A 25,069-nucleotide genomic window follows, 5' to 3' on the forward strand; every position below is an offset into this window, starting at 1 on the left:
TCACGTCAGGACCTTCCGAATTCATTGTTGATGATGTCGAAGATGTCTTCGGCGGAGGCGGCGTCGAGGTCGAGTTCATCGTCGTCGGCACCGTCGGCGCCCGCCGCGTTCTCGTTCTCGTTCCAGGTCCGCAACAGCGCTTCGAGGCGCGCGGTGACCCGCTCGCGTTCCGTCGCGTCGTCGGAGACGTTGGAAAGGGTGAATTCCAGCTTGTCGATTTCGGCGAGAACCGGAAGTCCGGGGGTGGTGTCCTCGCCGAGGAAGTCGGCGCGCAGCACACCGGCGAGCGCGCTGGGCGTCGGGTGGTCGAAGACCAGGGTGGCGGTGAGCTGGAGTCCGGTGGCCGCGCCCAGCCGGTTGCGGAGTTCGACGGCGGTGAGGGAGTCGAAGCCCAGCTCCTTGAAGGCCCGGCCCGCCTGGACGGCCGTGGTGTCGTCGTGTCCGAGGACGGCGGCGACCTCCGTACGGACGAGGTCGAGCAGGACCTTCTCGGCCTCGGGCCCGGTGAGCCCCGCGACCCGCTGCCGCAGGGACTCCGCCGGTGCGTCGGCCGAACCGCCGCCGCCCGCGCCCTCCGCCGGGTCCGCCGCGAGGGCCGCGCGGACCTCGGGCAGATCGGCGATGAGCGGACGGGGGCGGGCCGCGGCGAAGGCGGGGGCGAAGCGGCCCCAGTCGACGTCGGCCACTGCCACGGCGGTCTCGTTCCGGTCCAGCGCCTGCTGGAGTGCGGCGATGGCGGAGTGCGGGGCCATCACCGGCAGGCCACGGCGGCGCAGTTGCTCGGCCGCCTCGTCGTCGGCGACGAGCCCGCCGTCCGCCCACGGGCCCCAGGCCACGGAGGTGGCGGTGAGACCGCGTGCCCGGCGCTGTTCGGCCAGCGCGTCGAGGAAGGCGTTTCCGGCCGCGTACGCGCCCTGGCCGCCACTGCCCCACACCGCGGCGATCGAGGAGAAGAGCACGAAGGCGTCCAGCTCGGCGTCGCCGAGCAGCGCGTCCAGATGGGCCGCGCCCGCCACCTTGGCGGCCACCACATCGGCGACATCGGCCGGGGTGGTCTCCGCGAGCGGTGCGAACTGCCCGGCACCCGCCGTGTGCACGACCGCCGTGAGCGGGTGGTGCGGGTGTGCGTCGCGGATCCGGGCCAGCAGCCCGGCCACCGCGTCCCGGTCGGTCACATCGCAGGCGACGACGGTCACCTGGGCGCTGGACGCGGCGAGTTCGTCGCGCAGCTCGGTGGCGCCGGGGGCGTCTGGGCCACGGCGGCTGGTGAGCACCAGATGCCCGGCGCCGTTCTCCGCCAGCCAGCGGGCCACATGGGCGCCCAGTGCGCCGGTGCCACCCGTGACCAGGACCGTGCCACGCGGCCGCCACGGCGCGCCGGTGGCCGGGGCGCCCTCGGCGTGGGCGCGCTCAGCGTGAGTGCGCTCGGCGTGGGCGCGCTCGGCATGGGCGAGGCGGCGGGCCAGGACTCCGGCCGTACGGATCGCCAGCTGGTCCTCGTCGCCGTCGCCGTGTCCGCCGAGCACACCGGCCAGGCGGTCGGCGGCCCGTTCGTCGAGCGTCGCGGGCAGGTCGATCAGACCGCCCCAGCGCTCGGGGTGCTCCAGCGCGACCACCCGGCCCAGGCCCCAGATCTGCGCCTGTGCGGCGCTGCCGACCGGCTCCGCGGCCGAGGTGCCGACGGCGCCGGTGGTGGCGCACCACAGTGGGGCGTCCAGGCCCGCGTCCCCGAGCGCCTGCACCAGCACTCCGGTGCGCAACAGCCCGGTGGGCACGGCGGGGTGGCCGGGGTGCGCACTCTCGTCCAGCGCGAGCAGCGACAGCACCCCGTGCACGGGCTCGCCGGACGCGGCGCGGCGGATCCGCTCGGCCAGGGCGTCCCGGTCGAGGTCCGCGCCATCGGCCGCGATGCGCCGGATGTCGGCGCCTCGGTCGGCCAGCGCGGCCACGACGCGCCGCACGGTGTCGGCGTGGCCCGCGGCTCCGGCCGGTTCGGCGACCAGCCAGACGCCGGGGGCGGCGGCGAGCCGGGGCTCCTCCAGCGGCTTCCAGGTGACGCGGTAGCGCCAGCCGTCGAGCGCGGACTGCTCGCGCTCACGGCGCCGCCACGCGGACAGCGCCGGGAGCAGCGCGCTGAGCGGCTGGTCCACGTCGATGCCCACGGCGTCCGACAGCGAGGCGAGGTCGTCGCTCTCGACCGCCTCCCAGAACCGGGCGCCGGCCGTGTCGAGGTCCGTGGCCTCCTGGCCGGGCGTATGGCGCGGGGTGCCCTCGAGCCAGTACCGCCGCCGCTGGAACGCGTACGTGGGCAGCTCGACGCGGCGGGCGCCGGTCCCGGCGAACAGCGCCTCCCAGTCCAGGGCCGCGCCCCGGACGTGCAGCGTGGCGAGGGCGCCGGTCAGCGTCTCGGTCTCCGGGCGCCCGGCGCGCAGCACGGGCACGAAGGCCACGTCCTCGGCGCCCTCGTCCCCGGCGGTGACGCAGTCCTGCGCCATGGCGGACAGCACCCCGTCCGGGCCCAGTTCGACGTAGGTGGTGACGCCCTGGGCCTCCAGGGCGCGGACCCCGTCGAGGAAGCGGACCGCGTGGCGGACGTGGCGCACCCAGTAGTCGGCGGCCATGCCCAGTTCGTCGGAGATCTGCTGTCCGGTGACGGTGGAGACGATCGGGATGCACGGCGCGTTGTAGGTCAGCCCCTCGGCGACCTTGCGGAACTCGGCGAGCATGCCGTCCATCAGCGGGGAGTGGAACGCGTGGCTCACGGTGAGCCGCTTGGTCTTGCGGCCCCGCTCCTCCAACGACGCCGCTGTCCGCATCGCCGCGTCCTCGTCGCCCGCGATGACCACCGACGTGGGCCCGTTGAGCGCGGCGATGCCGACACGCTCGGTGAGCAGCGGCTCGACCTCGTCCTCCGTCGCCTGCAGCGCGATCATCGCACCGCCGGAGGGCAGTTCCTGCATCAGACGGCCGCGCGCGGCCACCAGCGTGGCGGCGTGCTCCAGCGACAGCACACCGGCCACATGGGCGGCGGCCAGCTCGCCGATGGAGTGCCCGGTCAGCACGTCCGGCCGCAGCCCGGCGGCCTCGGCCAGCCGGAACAGCGCCACCTCGACGGCGAACAGCGCGGGCTGGGTGAACCCGGTCCGGTCCAGCGGCTCCTTGTCGTCCCCGAACAGGACGTCGTACAGCGGCCGTTCCAGGTGCCGGTCCAGCTCGGCGCAGACCGCGTCCAGCGCCTCCGCGAAGACGGGGCTGGCCTCGTACAGCTCACGGCCCATGCCGAGCCGCTGGCTGCCCTGCCCGGTGAAGAGCACGGCGGTGCGGCCCTCCACGGGCACGCCCCGGACCAGCTGCGCGGCGGACTCGCCGCGCGCGAGGGCGGTGAGTCCCGCGAGCAGCCGGTCCCGGTCCGGGCCGAGGACCACCGCGCGGTGCTCCAGGGCGGACCGGGTGGTGGCCAGCGAGTACGCCACGTCCACCGCGTCGAGCCCGGCGTCGGCCTCGAGGTGGGTGCGCAGCCGCTCGGCCTGGGCCCGCAGCGCGTCCTCGCCCTTGGCCGACAACGGCCAGGCCACCACATCGGGCCGTACGAGCGGGCGCCGCGGCGCGGCTTCCTCCGCGGTCTCGTCGTGGACCGGTGCCTGGGCGGTCTCGTCGTGGAAGGGTGCCTGGGCGGTCTCGCCGTGGACCGGTGCCTGCTCCAGGACCGTATGGGCGTTGGTGCCGCTGAAGCCGAACGAGGAGACACCGGCGCGGCGCGGACGGCCGGTCTCCGGCCACTCCACCTGCTCCGTCAGCAGCGAGACCGCCCCCGCCGACCAGTCCACATGCGACGACGGCTCGTCCACGTGCAGGGTGCGCGGCAGCACCCCGTGGCGCATGGCCAGCACCATCTTGATGACACCCGCGACACCGGCCGCGGCCTGGGTGTGGCCGATGTTGGACTTGATGGCGCCCAGCCACAGCGGCCGCTCCGCGTCCCGCTCCCGGCCGTAGGTGGCCAGCAGCGCCTGCGCCTCGATCGGGTCGCCGAGCCGGGTGCCGGTGCCATGGGCCTCGACCGCGTCCACCTCGGCGGCGGACAGGCCCGCACCGGCCAGCGCCTGGCGGATGACCCGCTGCTGGGCGGGGCCGTTGGGCGCGGTCAGACCGTTGGAGGCGCCGTCCTGGTTGATGGCGGAGCCACGGACGAGCGCCAGCACCGGGTGGCCGTTGCGCCGGGCGTCCGACAGCCGCTCCACGAGCAGCATGCCCACGCCCTCGCCCCAGCCGGTGCCATCGGCGCCCGCCGCGAACGCCTTGCAGCGGCCGTCCGGGGCCAGCCCGCGCTGACGGCTGAACTCGATGTACGCACCGGGGCTCGACATGACCGTCACACCGCCCGCGAGCGCGAGCGAGCACTCACCCTGGCGCAGCGCCTGGATCGCCCAGTGCAGCGCCACCAGCGACGACGAGCAGGCCGTGTCGACCGTGACCGCCGGGCCCTCCAGGCCGAAGGTGTACGCGAGCCGGCCGGAGACCACGCTGGCCGCGTTGCCCGTGCCCAGATAGCCCTCGACGCCCTCGGGGACGGTGTGCAGCGAGGCGTCGTAGTCCTGCCCGTTGGAGCCGACGAACACCCCGGCGGAGGTGCCACGCAGCGTGGCCGGGTCGATGCCCGCTCGCTCGAACGCCTCCCAGGAGGTCTCCAGCAGCAGCCGCTGCTGCGGGTCCATGGCCAGGGCCTCACGCGGCGAGATCCCGAAGAACCCGGCGTCGAAGTGGCCCGCATCGTAGAGGAATCCGCCCTCGCGTGCGTAGAAGGTGCCCCGCGTGTCCGGGTCCGGGTCGTAGAGCGCGTCCAGGTCCCAGCCGCGGTCGGCCGGGAACTCGGCGATGGCGTCCCCGCCCCCGGTGAGCAGCTGCCACAGCTCCTCGGGCGACCGCACCCCGCCCGGGAAGCGGCAGCTCATGGCGACGATGGCGATCGGGTCGTCATCGGCCGCCGCCGTCACGGCCGTGGGGTGCACGGGCTCGGCGACGGTACTGGTTCCGATGAGCTCCCCGCGCAGATAGCCCGCGAGGGCGGAGGCCGTCGGGTAGTCGAAGACCAGGGTCGCGGGCAGCTGGACACCGCTGGCGGCACCGAGCCGGTTGCGCAGCTCGACGGCGGTCAGCGAGTCGAAGCCCAGCTCGCCGAAGGCCCGGTCGGCGCCGATGGACTCCGAGCCGTCGTGTCCGAGCACCGCGGCCACCTGCGTACGGACCAGGTCCAGCAGCAGCCGGTCCCGCTCCGCCTCGCCCAGCCCGGCCAGCCGGGCGGCGAGCGAGGAGCCGTCGGCGGCGGGCGCGGTGGCGGTGGCGGTGTCCTCCGCCGCCGCGCGGATCTCCGGGAGGTCCGCGAGCAGACGGCTGGGCCGCCCGGCGGTGAAGTCCGGTGCGAACCGGTCCCAGCCGATGTCCGCGACCGTGACCACCGTGTCGTCGAGGTCGAGCGCCCGCTGGAGCGCGCCGATCGCCAACTCCGCGTCCATCGGCGGCAGTCCGCCGCGCCGCAGACGCTGCTCCAGCGCCCCGTCCGTGGCCATCCCGCCCTCGGCCCACGGGCCCCAGGCGATCGAGGTGGCGGGCAGACCCTCGGCGCGGCGCCGCTCGGCGAGCGCGTCCACGTAGGCGTTGGCGGCCGCGTAGTTGCCCTGACCCGCGGCGCCGAACGTGCCGCTGATCGAGGAGAACAGCACAAAGGCCGACAGCTCCCGATCGCGCGTCAGCTCGTCGAGATGGGCCGCGGCGGCCGCCTTCGCACGCAGGACGCCGGTGAAGCGCTCGGGGGTGAGCGAGTCCAGCACGCCGTCGTCCAGCACCCCCGCCGTGTGCACCACGGCCGTCAGCGGCAGCTCGGCCGGGATGTCGGCCAGGAGCCGCGCGAGCGCGTCCCGGTCGGCCACGTCGCACGCGGCGACCGTCACCCGTGCGCCGGAGGCGGCGAGTTCATCGCGCAGCTCGGCGGCGCCGGGGGCGTCGAGGCCACGGCGGCTGGTGAGCAGCACATGCTCGGCGCCGCCCGCGACCAGCCAGCGGGCCACCCGCGCGCCCAGCGCGCCCGTACCGCCGGTGACCAGGGTCGTACCGGCGCCCGGCGTCCAGGAGCCACTGGCGGACGCGGACGTGGGCACGGAGGCCCGGACGAGGCGGCGTCCGAACACGCCCGACGCCCGCACCGCCACCTGGTCCTCGCCACCGGCACCGGCACTGGCACCGGCAGCGGCAAGCACCTCCGCCAGGCGCCCCAGCGCCCGCTCGTCGGCCGCCTCCGGTAGGTCGACCAGACCGCCCCAGCGCTCGGGCACCTCCAGCGCGACCACCCGGCCCAGGCCCCAGAGCCGCGCCTGCGCGGGGCTGACCGTTCCGTCCGAACGGCCCACGGCCACCGCGCCCCGCGTGGCCACCCACAGCGGCGCGCCGATGCCCGTGTCGCCCAGGGCCTGCGTCAGCGCGGCCGTCCGCAGCAGCACATCGCCGTCACCGTTGCCGTCGCCATCGCCGTCGCCATCGCTGTCCGTGAAGGCCAGCAGGGAGAGCACACCACCGGTCACGGGCGCGTCGCCGACGGCCCCGGCCAGCCGCTCGGCCACCGTGGCGCGGTCGTCGTCGGCGGTCAGCTCGACGCGGCGTACGTCGAGGCCACGGTCGTTCAGCATCCGTACGGCGCCCGCGACCCAGGCGTCCTCGGCCGCCTCGGCCGGTACCACCACGAGCCAGCCGCCGCTCAGGGACGCGGCGGAGCGGTCGGTGACCGGCTTCCAGGACACCCGGTAGCGCCAGCCGTCCACCGTCGAACGCTCCGACTGCTGCCGCCGCCACGACGAGAGGGAAGGCAGCAGGGCCTCCAGCGCGCCGTTGTCCTCGGTGCCGAGGTTCAGGGTCTCGGCGAGCGAGGCCAGGTCCGCGCGCTCGACGGCCTCCCAGAAGCGGGCGTCCACGGCGCTCTGAGCCGTGGCCTCGGGGGTGGTGGTGGCCGTCCGTACGTCCAGCCAGTAGCGCCGCCGCTGGAAGGCGTACGTCGGCAGCTCCACACGCCGCGTGCCGGTTCCGGCGTAGAACGCCTCCCAGTCCGGGGCGAGTCCCCGGGTGTGCAGGGTGGCGAGGGCGTTGGCGACGGTCTCGGCCTCGGGGCGGCCACCGCGCAGGGCGGCGACGAAGCCCGCCGCCGTGTCGCCCTCGGCGAGGCAGTCCTGGCCCATCGCGGAGAGCACGCCGTCGGGGCCGAGTTCGAGGTAGGTGGTGACGCCCTGGGCCTCGAGGGTGCGAACACCGTCGAGGAAGCGGACGGCCTCGCGGACGTGGCGCACCCAGAAGTCGGCCGTCGTGATCTCCTCGGTGGAGACCACGTCCCCGGTGAGGTTGGAGACGATCGGGATGCGCGGGGCCTCGTACGACAGCCCCTCGGCCACCTCGCGGAACGCGTCCAACATGCCGTCCATACGCGGGGAGTGGAACGCGTGGCTGACCGTGAGGCGCTTGGTCTTACGACCCTGCGCCTCGAAACCGGAAGCGATCTCCAGAGCCGCGTCCTCATCACCCGCGATGACCACCGACGACGGCCCGTTGAGCGCGGCGATCGAGACCCGCTCGGTCAGCAGCGGCGTCACCTCGTCCTCGGATGCCTGCACCGCGATCATCGCGCCACCCGCCGGAAGCTCCTGCATCAGACGGCCACGCGCCGCCACCAGCTTCGCCGCGTCCGCGAGCGAGAGCACACCCGCCACATGCGCGGCGGCCAGCTCACCGATGGAGTGCCCCGAGAGGAAATCGGGCCGCACACCCCACGCCTCCGAGACCAGCCGGAACAGCGCCACCTCGACCGCGAACAGCGCGGGCTGGGTGAACCCGGTCTCGTCCAGCTCCGCCGCGTCCTCCCCGAACACCACGGTCTTCAGCGGCCGCATCAGATGCCCGTCCAGCTCATCGCAGACCGCGTCGAACGCCTCCGCGAACACCGGGTAGGCGTCGTACAGCTCACGGCCCATCCCCAGCCGCTGGCTGCCCTGCCCCGTGAACAGGAACGCCAGCTTCCCGGCCACCGGCGAGCCCTGCACCAGGCCCGTGGCCGATTCGCCGGAGGCCAGCGCCTCCAGGGCGCGCAGGAAGCCGTCGCGCCCGTCGGCCACCAACACCGCGCGGTCCTCGAAGGCGGTGCGCCCGGCGGCCAGGGTGTAGCCGATGGCGGCCAGGTCCACGTCCTCGTCGGCGGCGCGGAGCCGGTCGCGCAGGCGGCGGGCCTGGTCGCGCAGCGCGTCGCCGCCCATGGCCGACAGCGGCCACGGCAGCACCGGCGGTACGGCGGACGGCCGCGCCGCCGCGTCCTCGCGGTCCTCGGCGGCCGGCGGCTGCTCGATGATGGTGTGCGCGTTGGTGCCGCTGATGCCGAACGACGACACACCGGCGCGGCGCGGACGGCCGGTCTCCGGCCACTCCACCCGCTCGCTCAGCAGCGAGACCGCGCCGTCCTCCCAGTCGACGTTCGGGGAGGGCGCGTCCACGTGCAGCGTCTGCGGCAGCACACCGTGCCGCATCGCCAGCACCATCTTGATGATCCCCGCGACACCGGCAGCCGCCTGCGTATGACCGATGTTGGACTTGATGGACCCCAGCCACAACGGCCGGTCCCCATCCCGCTCCTGGCCGTACGTGGCCAGCAGCGCCTGCGCCTCGATCGGGTCACCCAGCGTCGTACCCGTACCGTGCGCCTCGACCGCGTCCACATCCCCGGCCGACAACCCCGCACCAGCCAGCGCCTGCCGGATCACCCGCTGCTGCGAGGGACCATTCGGCGCGGTCAGGCCATTGCTCGCACCGTCCTGGTTGATCGCGCTGCCGCGTACGACCGCCAGCACCGGGTGGCCGTTCCTCCGCGCGTCCGACAGCCGCTCCACGAGCAGCATGCCCGCGCCCTCGGCCCAGCCCGTGCCGTCCGCCGACGCCGCGAACGACTTGCAGCGGCCGTCCGTGGCCAGGCCGCGCTGACGGCTGAAGTCGATGAACGTCTCGGGCGTGGCCATGACCGCCACACCACCGGCCAGCGCCATCGTGCACTCGCCCGCGCGCAGCGCCTGGATCGCCCAGTGCAGCGCCACCAGTGACGACGAGCACGCCGTGTCCACGGTGACCGCCGGGCCTTCGAGACCGAAGGTGTACGCCACCCGGCCGGAGGCGATGGAGCCCGCGTTGCCAGTGCCGATGTAGCCCTCGACACCGTCGGGGATTCCGTCGAGGCCGGTCACGTAGTCGTGGTACATGACGCCCGCGAAGACGCCGACCCGGCTGCCGCGCACCCGCGCCGGGTCGATTCCCGCACGCTCGAACGCCTCCCACGACGTCTCCAGCAGCAGCCGCTGCTGCGGATCCATCGCCAGCGCCTCACGCGGCGAGATCCCGAAGAAGTCCGGGTCGAAGTCGGCGGCGTCGTGCAGGAAGCCGCCCTCGCGGGTGTACGAGGTGCCCGCGTGGTCGGGGTCCGGGTGGTAGAGGCCGTCGAGGTCCCAGCCACGGTCCACGGGGAAGCCGGAGATGCCGTCGCCGCCGGTGGCGACGAGCTCCCACAGCTCCTCCGGGGTACGCACCCCGCCCGGGTAGCGGCAGCTCATGCCGACGATGACGATCGGGTCGTCGTCGAGCGCCGGGGCCGCCCCCGTCCGTACGGGGACCTGCGGCGCGGTGGCGGTCTCCTCGGCGCCCAGCAGTTCCTCGCGCAGATGGCCGGCGAGGGCGGCGGGGGTCGGGTAGTCGAAGACGAGCGTCGCCGGGAGCCGCAGTCCGGTGACGGTCTTGAGGTCGTTGCGGAGTTCGACCGCGGTGAGCGAGTCGAAGCCCAGCTCCTTGAACGCCCGCCCGGCCTCGACGGCGTCCGGGCCCGCATAACCGAGCACCGCGGCGACCCGGCCGCACACCAACTCCAGCAGCTCACGGTCCTGTTCGGGCCGCGCGAGGCCGACGAGGCGCTGGGCGAGCGAGGAGCCCTCGGCGGCGGCCGTGGCGGCGGCCCGCCGGACCGGAGTCCGCACCAGGCCCCGGAACAGGGCCGGTACGGTCCCGGTCGCCGTGGCCTCGGTACGCAGCCCCGCATAGTCGAGCCGCATCGGGAACAGCACGGCCGCACCGTCGGCGCGGGCCGCGTCGAAGAGGGCGAGCCCCTCGTCGGCGGCGATCGGGGCGACCCCGCCACGCGCGATGCGCCGCAGGTCCACCTCGTCCAGCTCGCTGCCCATGCCCGCACCGGCCCACAGGCCCCAGGCCAGCGCGGTGGCCGGGAGGCCCTGGGCAACGCGGTGCTGCGCGAGCGCCTCCAGGAAGGAGTTGGCAGCCGCGTAGCTCGCCTGTCCGGGCGCGCCGAACACGGCGGCGGCACCGGAGAACAGCACAAACGCGGACAGCTCGTGGTCGCGGGTCAGCTCGTGCAGGTTCAGCGCCGCGTCCACCTTGGGGCGCAGCACCCGCGCCACCCGCTCGGGCGTCAGCGAGCCGAGGACGCCGTCGTCCAGGACGCCCGCCGTGTGCACCACGGCGGTCAGCGGATGCTCGGCCGGGACGGCGGCCAGGGTCGCGGCGAGCGCGTGGCGGTCGGCCGCGTCGCAGGCCGCCCAGGTGACGGTGGCACCGGCCGCGGTGAGCTCGGCGCCCAGCTCCTCGGCGCCCTCGGCGTCGGCGCCACGGCGGCTGACCAGCAGCAGGTGGCGTACGCCGTGGGCGGAGACGAGGTGGCGGGCGAAGAGGCCGCCGAGGGTTCCGGTGGCGCCGGTGATCAGTACGGTGCCGTTGGGGTCGTACGACGGGACGGTGACGGTTTCCGCGCTGTTTTCGATGTCCGCGTCATCCGTGACCGGCACCCGGGCCAGCCGTGGCGCGAGCGCCACGCCCGCGCGGAGCGCCAACTCCGCCTCGTCCACGCCGAGCGCGGCGGGCACAGTACGGTACGAGCTCTCCTCGCCGTCCACGTCCAGCAGCACCAGACGCCCCGGGTTCTCCGACTGCGCGGAGCGGAACAGACCGCGCACGGCGGCGTACGGCAGATCCGCCACGCCCGTGCCCGGCTCGGTCTCCACCGCGCCCCGGGTCAGCAGCACCAGCCGCGACCCGGCGAACCGCTCATCGGCAAGCCACTCCTGGAGCAGGGCGAGCATGGTCTGCGTGGCCTCGTGCACGGCGGGTGCGTCGCCATCGCCACCGGTAGCGCTCAGCAGGACGGTGTCGGGCACGGGTGCCCCGGACTCCACGGCCGTCCGCAGCACCGCCGGATCGCGGTACGCGGCGAGCCGGACCCCCGGCCCGAACGCGCCCTCCAGCACGGCCAGTTCGGCGGTGTCGGCGCCGAGCACCGCCCAGTCGCCCGTGACCGCGCCGGTCGCGGGCGCCGGAACCGCCGTCCAGTCCAGCCGGAACAGCGACTCGTGCGGCCCGCCACGCGCCGCGCGCACCTGGTCGGCCGAGGCCGCCCGCAGCGCCACGGACTCGACCGTGGCCACCGGACGGCCCGTGCCGTCGGCCACCCGCAGCGAGACCGCGTTCGACGACCGCTCGGACAGCCGCACCCGCAGCGCACCGGCCCCGGCCGCGTGCAGCTGGACGCCGTTCCACGCGAACGGCAGCAGCGCGCCCTCGGCAAGCGCCGACTCGCGGTCGGCGCTGTCGAGGCCGATGACATGCAGCGCGGCGTCGAGCAGGGCCGGGTGCAGCCCGAACCGCTCGGCCTCGGCGCCCGACGTCAGCGGCGCGCCCTCGGGGAAGCCCACCTCGGCGTAGAGGTTCTCGCCGAGCCGCCAGGCGCCCTGGAGCCCCTGGAACACCGGCCCGTAGCCGAGGCCCGCCCCGGCCAGCTCCTCGTACAGCCCCTCGACCGCGATCGGCGTCGCGCCCTGCGGCGGCCATACGGCCAGTTCACCGGACTGGTCCGGCTCGGCCATCCGGGCGCCGGGGGCGAGCACACCGGTGGCGTGGCGCGTCCACGGCTCGGTGCCGAGCGCGTCCTGACGGCGCGAGTGCAGGCTGAAGGAACGGCGGCCGGACTCGTCCGTCCCGTCCACGACGAGCTGCACCCGTACCCCGGTGTGCTCGGGCAGCACGAGCGGTGCTTCGAGGGTGAGTTCGTCCAGCCGCTCACAGCCGACCTGGGCGCCCGCCGTGCTCGCCAGCTCGACGAAGGCCGTGCCGGGCAGCAGCACGGTGTCCATGACCGCGTGATCGGCCAGCCAGGGGTGGGTGCGGATGGAGAGCACCCCGGTGAGGAGGAGGCCATCGGCGTCCGCGAGCGCGACGGCTGCGCCGAGGAGCGGATGGTCGATGTCGCCCAGCCCGATCGACTCGGGGTCGCCCGACGCGAGGGCGGCGGCGCTGGGCCAGTACCGCTGCCGCTGGAACGCGTAGGTGGGCAGCTCGGCCGGGTCCACGGGGGCGGCGCCCGCACCGGCGAACACGGCCGCCCAGTCCGGCGTCACACCACGGACATGCGCCTGTGCGAGGGCCGAGAGCAGCGCCTCGGCGTCGGGGCGGTCCTTGCGGAGGGCGGCGGCGAAGGCGGCCGCGTCGGCGTCGGTGACGCACTCCTGCGCCATCGCGGAGAGGACGCCGTCGGGGCCGAGTTCGAGGTAGGTGGTAACGCCCTGGGCTTCCAAGGTCCGGACACCGTCGAGGAAGCGGACGGCCTCGCGGACGTGGCGCACCCAGAAGTCGGCCGTCGTGATCTCGTCTGCGGAGACGACGTTCCCGGTGAGGTTGGAGACGATCGGGATGCGCGGGGACTCGTAGGTCAGCCCCTGCGCCACCTCGCGGAACGCCTCCAGCATCCCGTCCATACGCGGGGAGTGGAACGCGTGGCTGACCGCGAGCCGCTTGGTCTTACGGCCCTGGGCCTCGAAACCGGCGGCGATCTCCAGCGCCGCGTCCTCATCGCCCGCGATGACGATGGAGGTCGGCCCGTTGAGGGCGGCGATCGAGACTCGCTCGGTCAGCAGCGGCGTGACCTCGTCCTCCGACGCCTGCAGCGCGATCATCGCGCCACCGGCGGGCAGCTCCTGCATCAACCGGCCACGGGCGGCCACCAGCTGCGCCGCGTCCGCGAGCGAGAGCACACCCGCCACATGCGCGGCGGCCAGCTCACCGATGGAGTGCCCGGAGAGGAAGTCGGGCCGCAGTCCCCACGCCTCCGAAACCAGCCGGAACAACGCCACCTCAACCGCGAACAACGCAGGCTGAGTGAACCCCGTCCGATCCAATACCGCCGCGTCGCCCCCGAACAACACATCCCGCAGGGGCCGCTCCAGATACAGATCCAGATGCGCACACACCTCATCCAACGCATCCGCGAACACCGGGAAGGCGTCATACAACTCACGCCCCATCCCCAGCCGCTGACTCCCCTGCCCCGTAAACAGGAACGCCACCTTGCCCTCAGCGACCGTCCCCTCAACCACACCCGAGGCGGACTCGCCCCGGGCCAGCGCGTCGAGTGTCCGCAGCAGTTCGTCCCGGTCGCCGACGGTCAGCACCGCACGCCGCTCCAGGGCGGCGCGGCCGACGGCCAGGGCGTGGGCGAGGTCGAGCGGCACCGACTCGGGCCGCGACGCGATGTGAGTGTGCAGCCGCGCGGCCTGCTCCCGCAGCGCTTCGGCGTTCTTGGCCGACAGGGCGAACGGCAGAAGGCCGCCGAGGCCGTTCCGCTTCTCGGGTGCCTCGGCCGGGGCCTCGGGCGGTGCGTCGGGCGGTGCGTCGACCGGTGCCTCGGTCGGTGCGTCGACCGACGGTGCCTGCTCGATGATGGTGTGCGCGTTGGTGCCACTGATGCCGAACGAGGAGATACCGGCGCGGCGCGGACGGCCGGTCTCCGGCCACTCCACCCGCTCGCTCAGCAGCGAGACGGCCCCCGCCGACCAGTCCACATGCGGCGACGGCGCGTCCACATGCAACGTCTGCGGCAGCACACCATGCCGCATCGCCAGCACCATCTTGATGATCCCCGCGACACCGGCGGCGGCCTGCGTGTGCCCGATGTTGGACTTGATTGACCCCAACCACAACGGCCGCTCGGCCTCACGCTCCTGCCCGTACGTGGCCAGCAACGCCTGCGCCTCGATCGGGTCACCCAGCGTCGTACCCGTGCCGTGCGCCTCGACGACATCGACATCGCCGGTCGTCAGCCCGGCGCTGGTCAGCGCCTGCCGGATGACGCGCTGCTGGGACGGACCGTTGGGCGCCGTCAGGCCATTGGACGCACCGTCCTGGTTGATGGCGGAGCCCCTGACCACCGCCAGCACCGGGTGGCCGTTCCTCCGCGCGTCCGACAGCCGCTCCACGAGCAGCATGCCCGCGCCCTCGCCCCAGCCGGTGCCATCCGCACCCGCCGCGAACGCCTTGATCCGGCCATCGGCGGCCAGTCCGCGCTGACGGCTGAAGTCGATGAAGTTCTCGGGGGTGGACATCACCGTGACGCCGCCCGCGAGCGCCATCGTGCACTCGCCCTGCCGCAGCGCCTGCACCGCCAGATGCAGCGCCACCAGCGAGGACGAGCAGGCCGTGTCGACAGTGACGGCCGGGCCTTCGAGACCGAAGGTGTACGCCACCCGCCCGGACACGACGCTCGCCGCGTTGCCCGTGCCCAGATGGCCCTCCAGACCCTCGGACGCCCGCATCAGCAGCGACAGATAGTCCTGGCCGTTGGTCCCGGCGAAGACACCGATCTGCTGACCGCGCAGCGCCCCCGGGTCGATGCCCGCGCGCTCGAACGCCTCCCAGGAGGTTTCCAGCAGCAGCCGCTGCTGCGGGTCCATCGCCAGCGCCTCACGCGGTGAGATCCCGAAGAACGACGCGTCGAAATCCCCGGCGTCGTAAACGAAACCACCCTCACGCGCGTACGACGTCCCCTGACGATCCGGATCCGGGTCGTACAGCCCCGCCAGATCCCAACCACGATCCGACGGGAACTCCGCAATAGCGTCCCCACCCGCCGTCAGCAGCTGCCACAGCTCCTCCGGCGACCGCACCCCACCCGGGAAACGACAGCTCATCGCCACGATCGCGATCGGATCATCGGCCACCGCAACCGCAGGCGCCACCACGCCACCACTCACCGCCGCATCCGAACCCAGCAGTTCAGCACGCAAATGGTCGGCGAGCGCGGTGGCGTTCGGGTAGTCGTAGCTGAGCGTGGCGGGCAGTCGCAGGCCCGTCGCCGCGTTGAGCCGGTTGCGGAGTTCGACGGCGGTGAGCGAGTCGAAGCCCAGCTCCTTGAAGGCGCGCCCGGCCGCCACCGCCTCGGCCCCGCCGTGCCCCAGCACCGACGCGACCTGCGTACGCACCAACTCCAGCAGCGTCTGTGCACGCTCGTTCCCCGTCAGCCCGGACAGCCGCTCCGCGAGCGTGCCGGTGCCGGTCCCGGCGGTGGCGGCCGGACGCGGCGCGCCCTCGGCGGCCGGCGCCGGACGCGCGGCCCGCACCTCGCCGAACAGCGCGCTCGGCCGTACGGCGGTGAACCCGGCGAGGAACCGGTCCCAGTCGAGGTCCGCGACCGTCACGGCGGTGTCATCGAGGTCCAGCGCCTGCCGCAGCGCGGTGAGCGCCGACTCGGGTGCCATCGGCGGCACTCCGTCGCGGCGCATCCGCCGCTCCAGGGCCTCGTCGGCGGCCATGCCGCCCTCGGCCCACGGGCCCCAGGCGATCGAGGTGGCGGGCAAGCCCTGGGCGCGGCGCAGCTCGGCCAGCGCGTCCAAGTAGGCGTTGGCGGCGGCGTAGTTGCCCTGTCCTGCGGCGCCCACCGATCCGGCGAGCGAGGAGAAGAGGACGAACGCCGAAAGGTCCAGGTCGCGGGTGAGCTCATGGAGGTTCTGCGCGGAGGTGGCCTTGGCGCGCACCACCCGCTCCAGACGCTCGGCGTCCAGCGTGTCCACGAGGCCGTCGTCCAGCACACCGGCGGCGTGCACGACGGCGGTCAGCGGGAACTCGGCCGGTATGGACGCCAGCAGCTCGGCGAGCGCGTCCCGGTCCGCCACATCACACGCGGCAACCGTCACCCGAGCACCCGAAGCCGCCAGCTCATCGCGCAACTCCACCGCGCCCGGGGCGTCGAGACCCCGGCGGCTGGTGAGCACCACATGCTCGGCACCGTTCGCCACCAGCCAGCGCGCCACATGCGCACCCAGCGCACCCGTACCGCCCGTCACCAGCACCGAACCCGAGGCCCGCCAGCCCTCGTCGCCCGACGTCCGCGTCCGCGTTCGCGTTCGCGTTCGCGTCCCGGAAGCCTCCGTCAGTCGGCGTCCGAAGACACCCGAGGCCCGCACCGCGACCTGATCCTCACCCGAACCACCGGCCCCGGCCAGCACGCCCGCCAACCGTCCGAGCGCACGCTCGTCGGCCGTCTCGGGAAGGTCGACCAGACCGCCCCACCGCTCGGGCAGCTCCAGCGCCGCCACCCGGCCCAGACCCCACACCAGGGCCTGACGCGGGCTCACCGCGCCATCGGAACGCCCCACCGACACCGCACCCCGCGTCGCCACCCACAGCGGCGCGCCCACACCCGCATCGCCCAACGCCTGCACCAACGCGGCCGTCCGCAGCAGACCCGTCTCATCGTCGACCGTCGCCAGCAGGGAGAACACCCCTACCACCGAACCGCCCACGACGGCCGTACGCAGCTCATCCGCCATCCCGGCGCGATCCGCCGCAGCCGACTCGACCACGCGCACATCCACACCACGCCCGGCGAGCACCCGCACCACACCCGCGGCCCACACGCCCCCGGCCTCACCGGCAGGCACCACAACCACCCAGCAGCCACCCAGCACCCCGGCCGCCGACCGCCCCGACACCGGCTTCCACGACACCCGGTAACGCCAGCCATCCACCGCCGAACGCACCGACTCCTGCCGCCGCCACAACGACAACGCAGGCAAAACCTCACCCAGCGAAAGCCCCGGATCCACCGCCAGCTCCGCCGCCAACGCGGCCACATCCCCGCGCTCCACCACATCCCAGAACCGCCCGTCGACGGCACCGCCCGGCGCGACCTCCGCCACCGCCGGGGCCTCCTCCCACCAGTACCGGGTGCGCTGGAAGGCATACGTCGGCAGCTCGACCCGCCGAGCCCCGGTGCCCTCGAAGTAGCCGCCCCAGTCCGGGGACTGACCCCGGACATGCAGCAGGGCGAGGGCGGTAGTCACCGACTCGGCCTCGGCACGCCCCTTCCGCAGCGCGGCGGCGAACGCGGCGTCCTCGCCGGTCACGCACTCCTGCGCCATCGCGGTGAGAACGCCATCGGGGCCAAGCTCGATGAAGGTCGTCACACCCTCCGCTTCCAACGTGCGGACGCCGTCGAGGAAGCGAACGGCCTCGCGGACGTGGCGCACCCAGAAGTCGGGGGTCGCGATCTCGTCGGCGGAGACGATGGCGCCGGTGAGGTTGGAGACGATCGGGATGCGCGGGGCCTCGTACATAAGGCCCTCGGCCACCTGCCGGAACGCATCCAACATGCCGTCGATACGCGGCGAGTGGAACGCATGGCTGACCGTGAGCCGCTTGGTCTTCCGACCCCGCGCCTCGAAACCCGCCGCAATCGCGACAGCCTCGTCCTCATCACCGGCGATCACGACCGACGACGGACCGTTGAGGGCGGCAATGCTGACCCGCTCGCTCAGCAGCGGTGCGACCTCGTCCTCCGACGCCTGCACCGCGATCATCGCGCCACCGGCCGGAAGCTCCTGCATCAACCGCCCACGCGCCGCCACCAACTTCGCCGCATCGGCAAGCGACAACACCCCCGCCACATGCGCGGCTGCCAGCTCACCGATCGAATGCCCGGAGAGGAAGTCCGGCGTCAGACCCCACGCCTCCGTAACCAGCCGGAACAACGCCACCTCAACCGCGAACAACGCAGGCTGAGTGAACCCCGTCTGGTCCAGCGCCTCGGCATCATCCCCGAAGAGCACATCGTGCAGCGGCCGCTCCAGATACAGATCCAGATGCGCACACACCTCATCCAACGCATCCGCGAACACCGGATAGGCGTCATACAACTCACGCCCCATCCCCAGCCGCTGACTCCCCTGCCCCGTGAACAGGAACGCCAGCTTGCCTTCCGCAACCGTCCCCTCGACCACATCCGGGACGGACTCGCCCCGGGCCAGGGCGTCCAGGCCCGCCAGGAACGTCTCACGGTCGGTGGTGACGAGCGCCGCGCGCCGCTCCAGTGCGGCGCGGCTGGTGGCGAGCGAGAAGGCGAGGTCGGTCGTGCTCAGCTCGGGGTGGGTGCGGAGATGGGTGGCCAGCTGCGCGGCCTGGGCGTGCAGTGCCTGGCCGTCCTTCGCGGACAGCAGCCACGGCAGCGCGGTCAGCTCACGCGGCACGGGCTTCTCGGCTTGCGCGACCAGAAGGGCCGGGGCCTGCTCAATGATGGTGTGCGCGTTGGTGCCGCTGAGCCCGAAGGACGACACGCCCGCGCGGCGCGGACGGCCGGTCTCCGGCCACTCCACCCGCTCGCTCAGCAGCGAGACGGCCCCCGCCGACCAGTCCACATGCGGCGACGGCGCGTCCACGTGCAACGTCTGCGGCAGCACACCGTGCCGCATCGCCAGCACCATCTTGATGATCCCCGCGACACCGGCAGCCGCCTGCGTATGACCGATGTTGGACTTGATGGACCCCAGCCACAACGGCCGGTCCCCATCCCGCTCCTGCCCGTACGTGGCCAGCAGCGCCTGCGCCTCGATCGGGTCACCCAGCGTCGTACCCGTACCGTGCGCCTCGACCGCGTCCACATCCCCGGCCGACAACCCCGCACCAGCCAGCGCCTGCCGGATCACCCGCTGCTGCGAGGGACCATTCGGCGCGGTCAGGCCATTGCTCGCACCGTCCTGGTTGATCGCGCTGCCCCGCACGATGGCCAGCACCGGGTGGCCGTTCTTCTCCGCGTCCGAAAGCCGCTCCACAAGCAGCATGCCCGCGCCCTCACCCCAGCCGGTGCCATCCGCACCCGCCGCGAACGCCTTGATCCGGCCGTCCTCCGCGAGTCCGCGCTGACGGCTGAAGTCCACGAACGCCTCCGGCGTGGACATCACCGTGACTCCGCCCGCGAGCGCCATCGTGCACTCACCCTGTCGCAGCGCCTGAACGGCCATGTGCAGGGCCACCAGCGACGACGAACACGCCGTGTCCACCGTGACGGCCGGGCCTTCGAGACCGAAGGTGTAGGCGACTCGCCCGGACACGACGCTCGCCGCGTTGCCCGTGCCCAGATGGCCCTCCAGGCCCTCGGGCGGCGTGGAGACGAGCCCGGCGTAGTCCTGGCCGTTGGTGCCCGCGAAGACACCGGTACGGCTGCCGCGCAGCGTGGCCGGGTCGATGCCCGCGCGCTCGAACGCCTCCCAGGAGGTTTCCAGCAGCAGCCGCTGCTGCGGGTCCATCGCCAGCGCCTCACGCGGTGAGATCCCGAAGAACGACGCGTCGAAATCCCCGGCGTCGTAAACGAAACCACCCTCACGCGCGTACGACGTCCCCTGACGATCCGGATCCGGGTCGTACAGCCCCGCCAGATCCCAACCACGATCCGACGGGAACTCCGCAATAGCATCCCCACCCGCCGTCAGCAGCTGCCACAGCTCCTCCGGCGACCGCACCCCACCCGGGAAACGACAGCTCATCGCCACGATCGCGATCGGATCATCGGCCACCGCAACCGCAGGCGCCACCACGCCACCACTCACCGCAGCATCCGAACCCACCAGCTCCGTCCGCAAATGGTCGGCGAGCGCGGTGGCGTTCGGGTAGTCGTAGCTGAGCGTGGCGGCCAACCGCAGGCCCGTCGCCGCGTTCAGCCGGTTGCGCAGCTCGACCGCGGCCAGCGAGTCGAAGCCCAGCTCCTTGAAGGCGCGCCCGGCCGCCACCGCCTCCGCCCCGCCGTGCCCCAGCACCGACGCGACCTGCGTACGCACCAACTCCAGTAGCGCACGGTCCTGTTCGGCCCTCGGAAGGCCGCTCAGGCGCTCGCCGAGCGGAGAGGCGGAGTCGGCGTCGGTGACGACCTTGACGGTGTCGGCGCCGGTCGCCGCGCCCGGCCCGGCCACCGCCGCGAGCTCGGCGATCAGCGGGCTCGGCCGTACGGCGGTGAGGGTGCGGGTGAAGTTCTCCCACTCGATGTCCGCGACCGTCACGGCGGTGTCATCGAGGTCCAGCGCCTGCCGCAGCGCGGCGACGGCCGACTCGGGCGCCATCGGCGGCATGCCCTCGCGGCGCATCCGCCGCTCCATGGCGTCGTCACCGGCCATCCCGGAGTCCGCCCACGGGCCCCAGGCGATCGAGGTGGCGGGCAAGCCCTGGGCGCGGCGCAGCTCGGCCAGCGCGTCCAAGTAGGCGTTGGCGGCGGCGTAGTTGCCCTGTCCGGCGGCGCCCACCGACCCGGTGATCGAGGAGAAGAGGACGAAGGCCGAGAGGTTCAGGCCACGCGTCAGCTCGTCCAGATGGAGCGCGGCGTCGGCCTTCGCCCGGAGCACCGAGGCGAACCGTTCGGGCGTGAGCGCGTCCAGTACGCCGTCGTCCAGCACACCGGCCGCGTGCACGACGGCGGTCAGCGGGAACTCGGCCGGTATGGACGCCAGCAGCTCGGCGAGCGCGTCCCGGTCCGCCACATCACACGCGGCAACCGTCACCCGAGCACCCGAAGCCGCCAGCTCATCCCGCAGCTCGGCCGCACCCGGAGCCTCCAGCCCACGACGGCTGGTGAGCACCACATGCTCGGCACCGTTCGCCACCAGCCAGCGCGCCACATGCGCACCCAGCGCACCCGTACCACCGGTCACCAGCACCGAACCCGAGGCCCGCCAGCCCTCGTCGCCCGACGTCCGGGACCCGACCACCCGCACCAGCCGGCGTCCGAAGACACCCGAGGCCCGCACCGCGACCTGGTCCTCACCCGAACCACCGGGGGCCAGCACACCCGCCAACCGACCCAACGCACGCTCATCCACCGACTCCGACAGATCGACCAGACCACCCCACCGCTCCGGCAGCTCCAACGCCGCCACCCGCCCAAACCCCCACACCAACGCCTGAGCCGGACTCACCACACCATCCGAACGCCCCACCGACACCGCACCCCGCGTCGCCACCCACAACCGCGCGCCCACACCCACCTCACCCAACGCCTGCACCAACGCAGCCGTACGCAACAACCCCGACGCGGACTCGACCGCCAGCAGCGAGAACACCCCCGCCACCGAACCGCCCACGACCGCCGTACGCAGCTCATCCGCCAGCCCGGCACGGTCCACCGCAGCCGACTCGACCACGCGCACATCCACACCACGCCCAGCCAGCATCCGCACCACACCCGCGGCCCAGGCACCCCCAGCCGCCTCCGCAGGGACCACCACCAGCCAGCAACCACCCAACACCCCGGTGCCCAACCGCTCCGACACCGGCTTCCACGTCACCCGGTAACGCCAGCCATCCACCGCCGAACGCACCGACTCCTGCCGCCGCCACGACGACAACGCGGGCAACACCTCACCCAGCGAAAGCCCCGGATCCACCGCCAGCTCCGCCGCCAACGCGGCCACATCCCCGCGCTCCACCACATCCCAGAACCGCCCGTCCACCGCCGAGCCCGGCCCGGCCTCGGCCGCCGTTCCGGCCGGGGCCGGGGCGTTGAGCCAGTAGGGCCGGCGCTGGAAGGCGTAGGTGGGCAGGTCGATCGTGCGGGCGCCGGTGGTGGCGTACGGAGCGGCCCAGTCGGCCTTCTTGCCCCGGACGTACGCCAGCGCCACGGCAGCCGTCAGGGTCTCGGCCTCGGAGCGCCCGGCGCGCAACGCGGCGGCATACGCGGTGCCGTCGGCGTCGGCGTCGGCGTCGGCGTCGGCGTCGGGCAGACAGTCCTGGGCCATGGCGGTGAGCACGGCGTCGGGGCCGAGCTCCAGGAAGGTGGCGGCGCCCTTGTCGGCCAGGGTGTGCACAGCGTCGAGGAAGCGGACGGCCTCGCGGACGTGGCGCACCCAGTACTCGGGCGAGCACAGCTCCTCGGCGGTGGCGACGCGCCCGGTGACGGTGGAGACCACGGGGATGCGCGGCGGTGCGTACTCCAGCACCTGGGCGACGCGCCGGAATTCGGCGAGCATGTCGTCCATCAGCGGGGAGTGGAACGCATGGCTGACGGTGAGCCGCTTGGTCTTCCGACCCCGCGCCTCAAGACCAGAAGCGATCTCCAGCGCGTCCTCCTCGGCGCCGGAGACGACGACGGAGTGAGGGCCGTTGATCGCGGCGATGCCGATCCGGTCCTCGCGCCCGGCGAGCAGCGGCAGCACCTCGTCCTCCGACGCCTGCACCGCGACCATCGCGCCACCGGCCGGAAGCTCCTGCATCAGACGGCCACGGGCGGCCACCAGAGCGGCGGCGTCCTCCAGGGACAGCACACCCGCAACATGCGCGGCCGCGAGCTCGCCGATGGAGTGTCCGGCGAGCAGTTCGGGGCGCAGTCCCCAGGACTCGAGGAGGCGGTAGAGCGCGACCTCGATGGCGAACAGGGCGGGCTGGGTGTAGTCGGTGCGGTCCAGGAGGGCGGCCTCGGGGCTGCCCTCCTCGGCGAAGAGCACGTCGAGGAGCGGGAGTTCGAGCTGCTCCTCGAGGTACCAGCAGGCGTCGTCGAGGGCTTCGGCGAAGACGGGGTAGGCGGCGTGGAGCTCGCGGCCCATGCCGAGGCGCTGGCTGCCCTGTCCGGTGAACAGCAGGGCGAGCTTTCCCGCGACGGGGGCGCCGCGTACGACGGACGGCCCGTCGCCACCGTCGGCGAGGGTGCGCAGGGCGGAGCGGAAGCCGTCGCGGTCACCGGCGAGGAGCACGGCGCGCTGTTCGAAGGTGGCGCGGGTGGTGGCCAGGGAGTGGCCGATGTCGGTGAGGGCGAGGCCGGAGTCGGCGTCGAGCAGCGCGTGCAGCCGCTCGGCCTGGCCCCGGAGGGCGTCGGTGGTCTTCGCGGAGAGGGTCCAGGGCAGCACGGCGGGTTCCGCGGAACCCTCGCCCTCGGGCTCCTCGGCCCCGTCCTGCTCCGCGCCCTCGACCGGCGGCTGCTCGATGATGGCGTGCGCGTTGGTGCCGCTCATGCCGAACGACGAGACGCCCGCGCGGCGCGGGCGGTCGCTCTCCGGCCAGGGCCGCGCCTCGGTCAGCAGCTCGATGTCACCGGCGGACCAGTCGACATGCGGGGTCGGCTCGTCCACGTGCAGCGTCCGCGGCAGCACCCCGTGGCGCATCGCCATGACCATCTTGATGATGCCGCCGACACCGGCCGCGGACTGGGTGTGGCCGATGTTGGACTTGAGCGAGCCGAGCCACAACGGCCGGTCCGCCTCGCGGTCCCGGCCGTAGGTGGCGAGCAGCGCCTGGGCCTCGATGGGGTCGCCGAGGGTCGTCCCCGTGCCGTGGGCCTCGACCGTGTCGACGTCGCCGGCCGTCAGTCCGGCGTTGGCGAGGGCCTGGCGGATGACGCGCTGCTGGGACGGGCCGCTGGGGGCGGTGAGGCCGTTACTGGCGCCGTCCTGGTTGATGGCGGTGGAGCGGACGACGGCGAGGACCCGGTGGCCGTTTTTCCGGGCCTCCGAGAGCCGCTCGACGAGCAGCATGCCGACGCCCTCGCCCCAGGCGGTGCCGTCGGCCGCGGCGGCGAACGGCTTGCAGCGGCCGTCGGGCGCGAGGCCGCGCTGGCGGCTGAAGGCGATGAACGAGCCGGGGTTGGCCATGACCGCGGCGCCACCGGCGAGCGCCATGGTGCACTCGCCCGTGCGCAGCGCCTGGACGGCCAGGTGGAGCGCCACCAGGGAGGAGGAGCAGGCGGTGTCGACGGTGACGGTGGGACCTTCGAAGCCGAAGGTGTAGGCGATCCGGCCGGAGGCGACGCTGGCGGCGTTGCCGGTGACCAGATAGCCCTCGAAGCCCTGCTCGGCCTCGTGCAGCCGGGGTCCGTAGTCCTGGGTCTCGGCGCCGACGAACACACCGGTCCGGCCGCCTCGGAGGATCGCGGGGTCGATACCGGCGCGTTCGAAGACCTCCCAGGAGGTCTCCAGCAGCAGCCGCTGCTGCGGATCCATCGCGAGGGCCTCGCGCGGGGAGATTCCGAAGAACGCCGGGTCGAACTGATCGGCGTCGTGCAGGAATCCGCCTTCGCGGGTATAGCTGCTGCCCGGCCGGTCCGGGTCGGGGTCGTAAAGTCCGGCGAGATCCCAGCCCCGGCTCACCGGGAATTCGGAGATGACGTCTTTTCCTCCCGCGACGATTTCCCACAGTTCTTCGGGGGACCCGACATCACCGGGGAACCGGCAGCTCATTCCGACAATGGCGATGGGTTCGTCGGCGGCGATCGGGCCCATTCCGGCGTCGGCCGGGAGGGCGTCGGAGTCGTCGTCCGCGCCGAGCAGTTCGGCCCGCACATGGCGGGCGAGGTCGGCGGGGGTGGGGTGGTCGAAGGCGAGGGTGACGGGCAGCCGCAGTCCGGTGGCGGCGGTCAGCCGGGCGTGCAGATCGACGGTGGCGAGGGAGTCGAAGCCCAGGTCGAGGAAGGGGCGCTCGGGGTCGAGGAGGTCCGGCGCCTTGTCCTTGAGGGCCTGTTCGACGATCTCGCCGACCCAGGCGGTGAGGGCCTCGGCGCGCTCGGCCTCGGGGAGTGCGGCGAGCCGGTCACGCCACGGGGACGTCCCTTCGGGGCTCGTACCCCCCTTTTCGGTGTGCTCGGGCGTGAAATCCACGGACTCACTCACCATCGCGCGCCCCATTACCCTCGCAGACATAACACCAAGACCGTACGTCAGCTTTACACAGGGCAGGGCGGCCAGAAACCCCTTCAAACCCCCTATGGACCCCTATCATCCCTTTGGGGTCCCGTATCCGAGGGGCATCGCGCAATGGCCACCGTTAATTCACCAGAGTGCATGAGAATTCCGGTGGCGACAAGGATCTCGAGCAAATAATGCGCCCAGTATTCAATTTTTAGCGGTGGAGGGGGCTCAGAGATGGAGAGGTTCAGAGGCGGAGGGTTCGGAGGCGGGAGGGGCTCAGAGGCGGAGGGGGG

General features: G+C 73.4%; 1 protein-coding gene. It reads right to left on the reverse strand.

The window, feature by feature from the left end; genetic code table 11:
• Positions 1-5 precede the first annotated feature (5 nt).
• The gene (locus J2Z30_RS12120) at positions 6-24,746 is read right to left on the reverse strand and encodes a type I polyketide synthase (protein WP_345662671.1); all 24,741 of its coding nucleotides are present in this window, start codon (positions 24,744-24,746) and stop codon (positions 6-8) included.
• Positions 24,747-25,069 lie beyond the last annotated feature (323 nt).

This window comes from Streptomyces iranensis (assembly GCF_017874715.1).
GTDB lineage: Bacteria > Actinomycetota > Actinomycetes > Streptomycetales > Streptomycetaceae > Streptomyces > Streptomyces iranensis.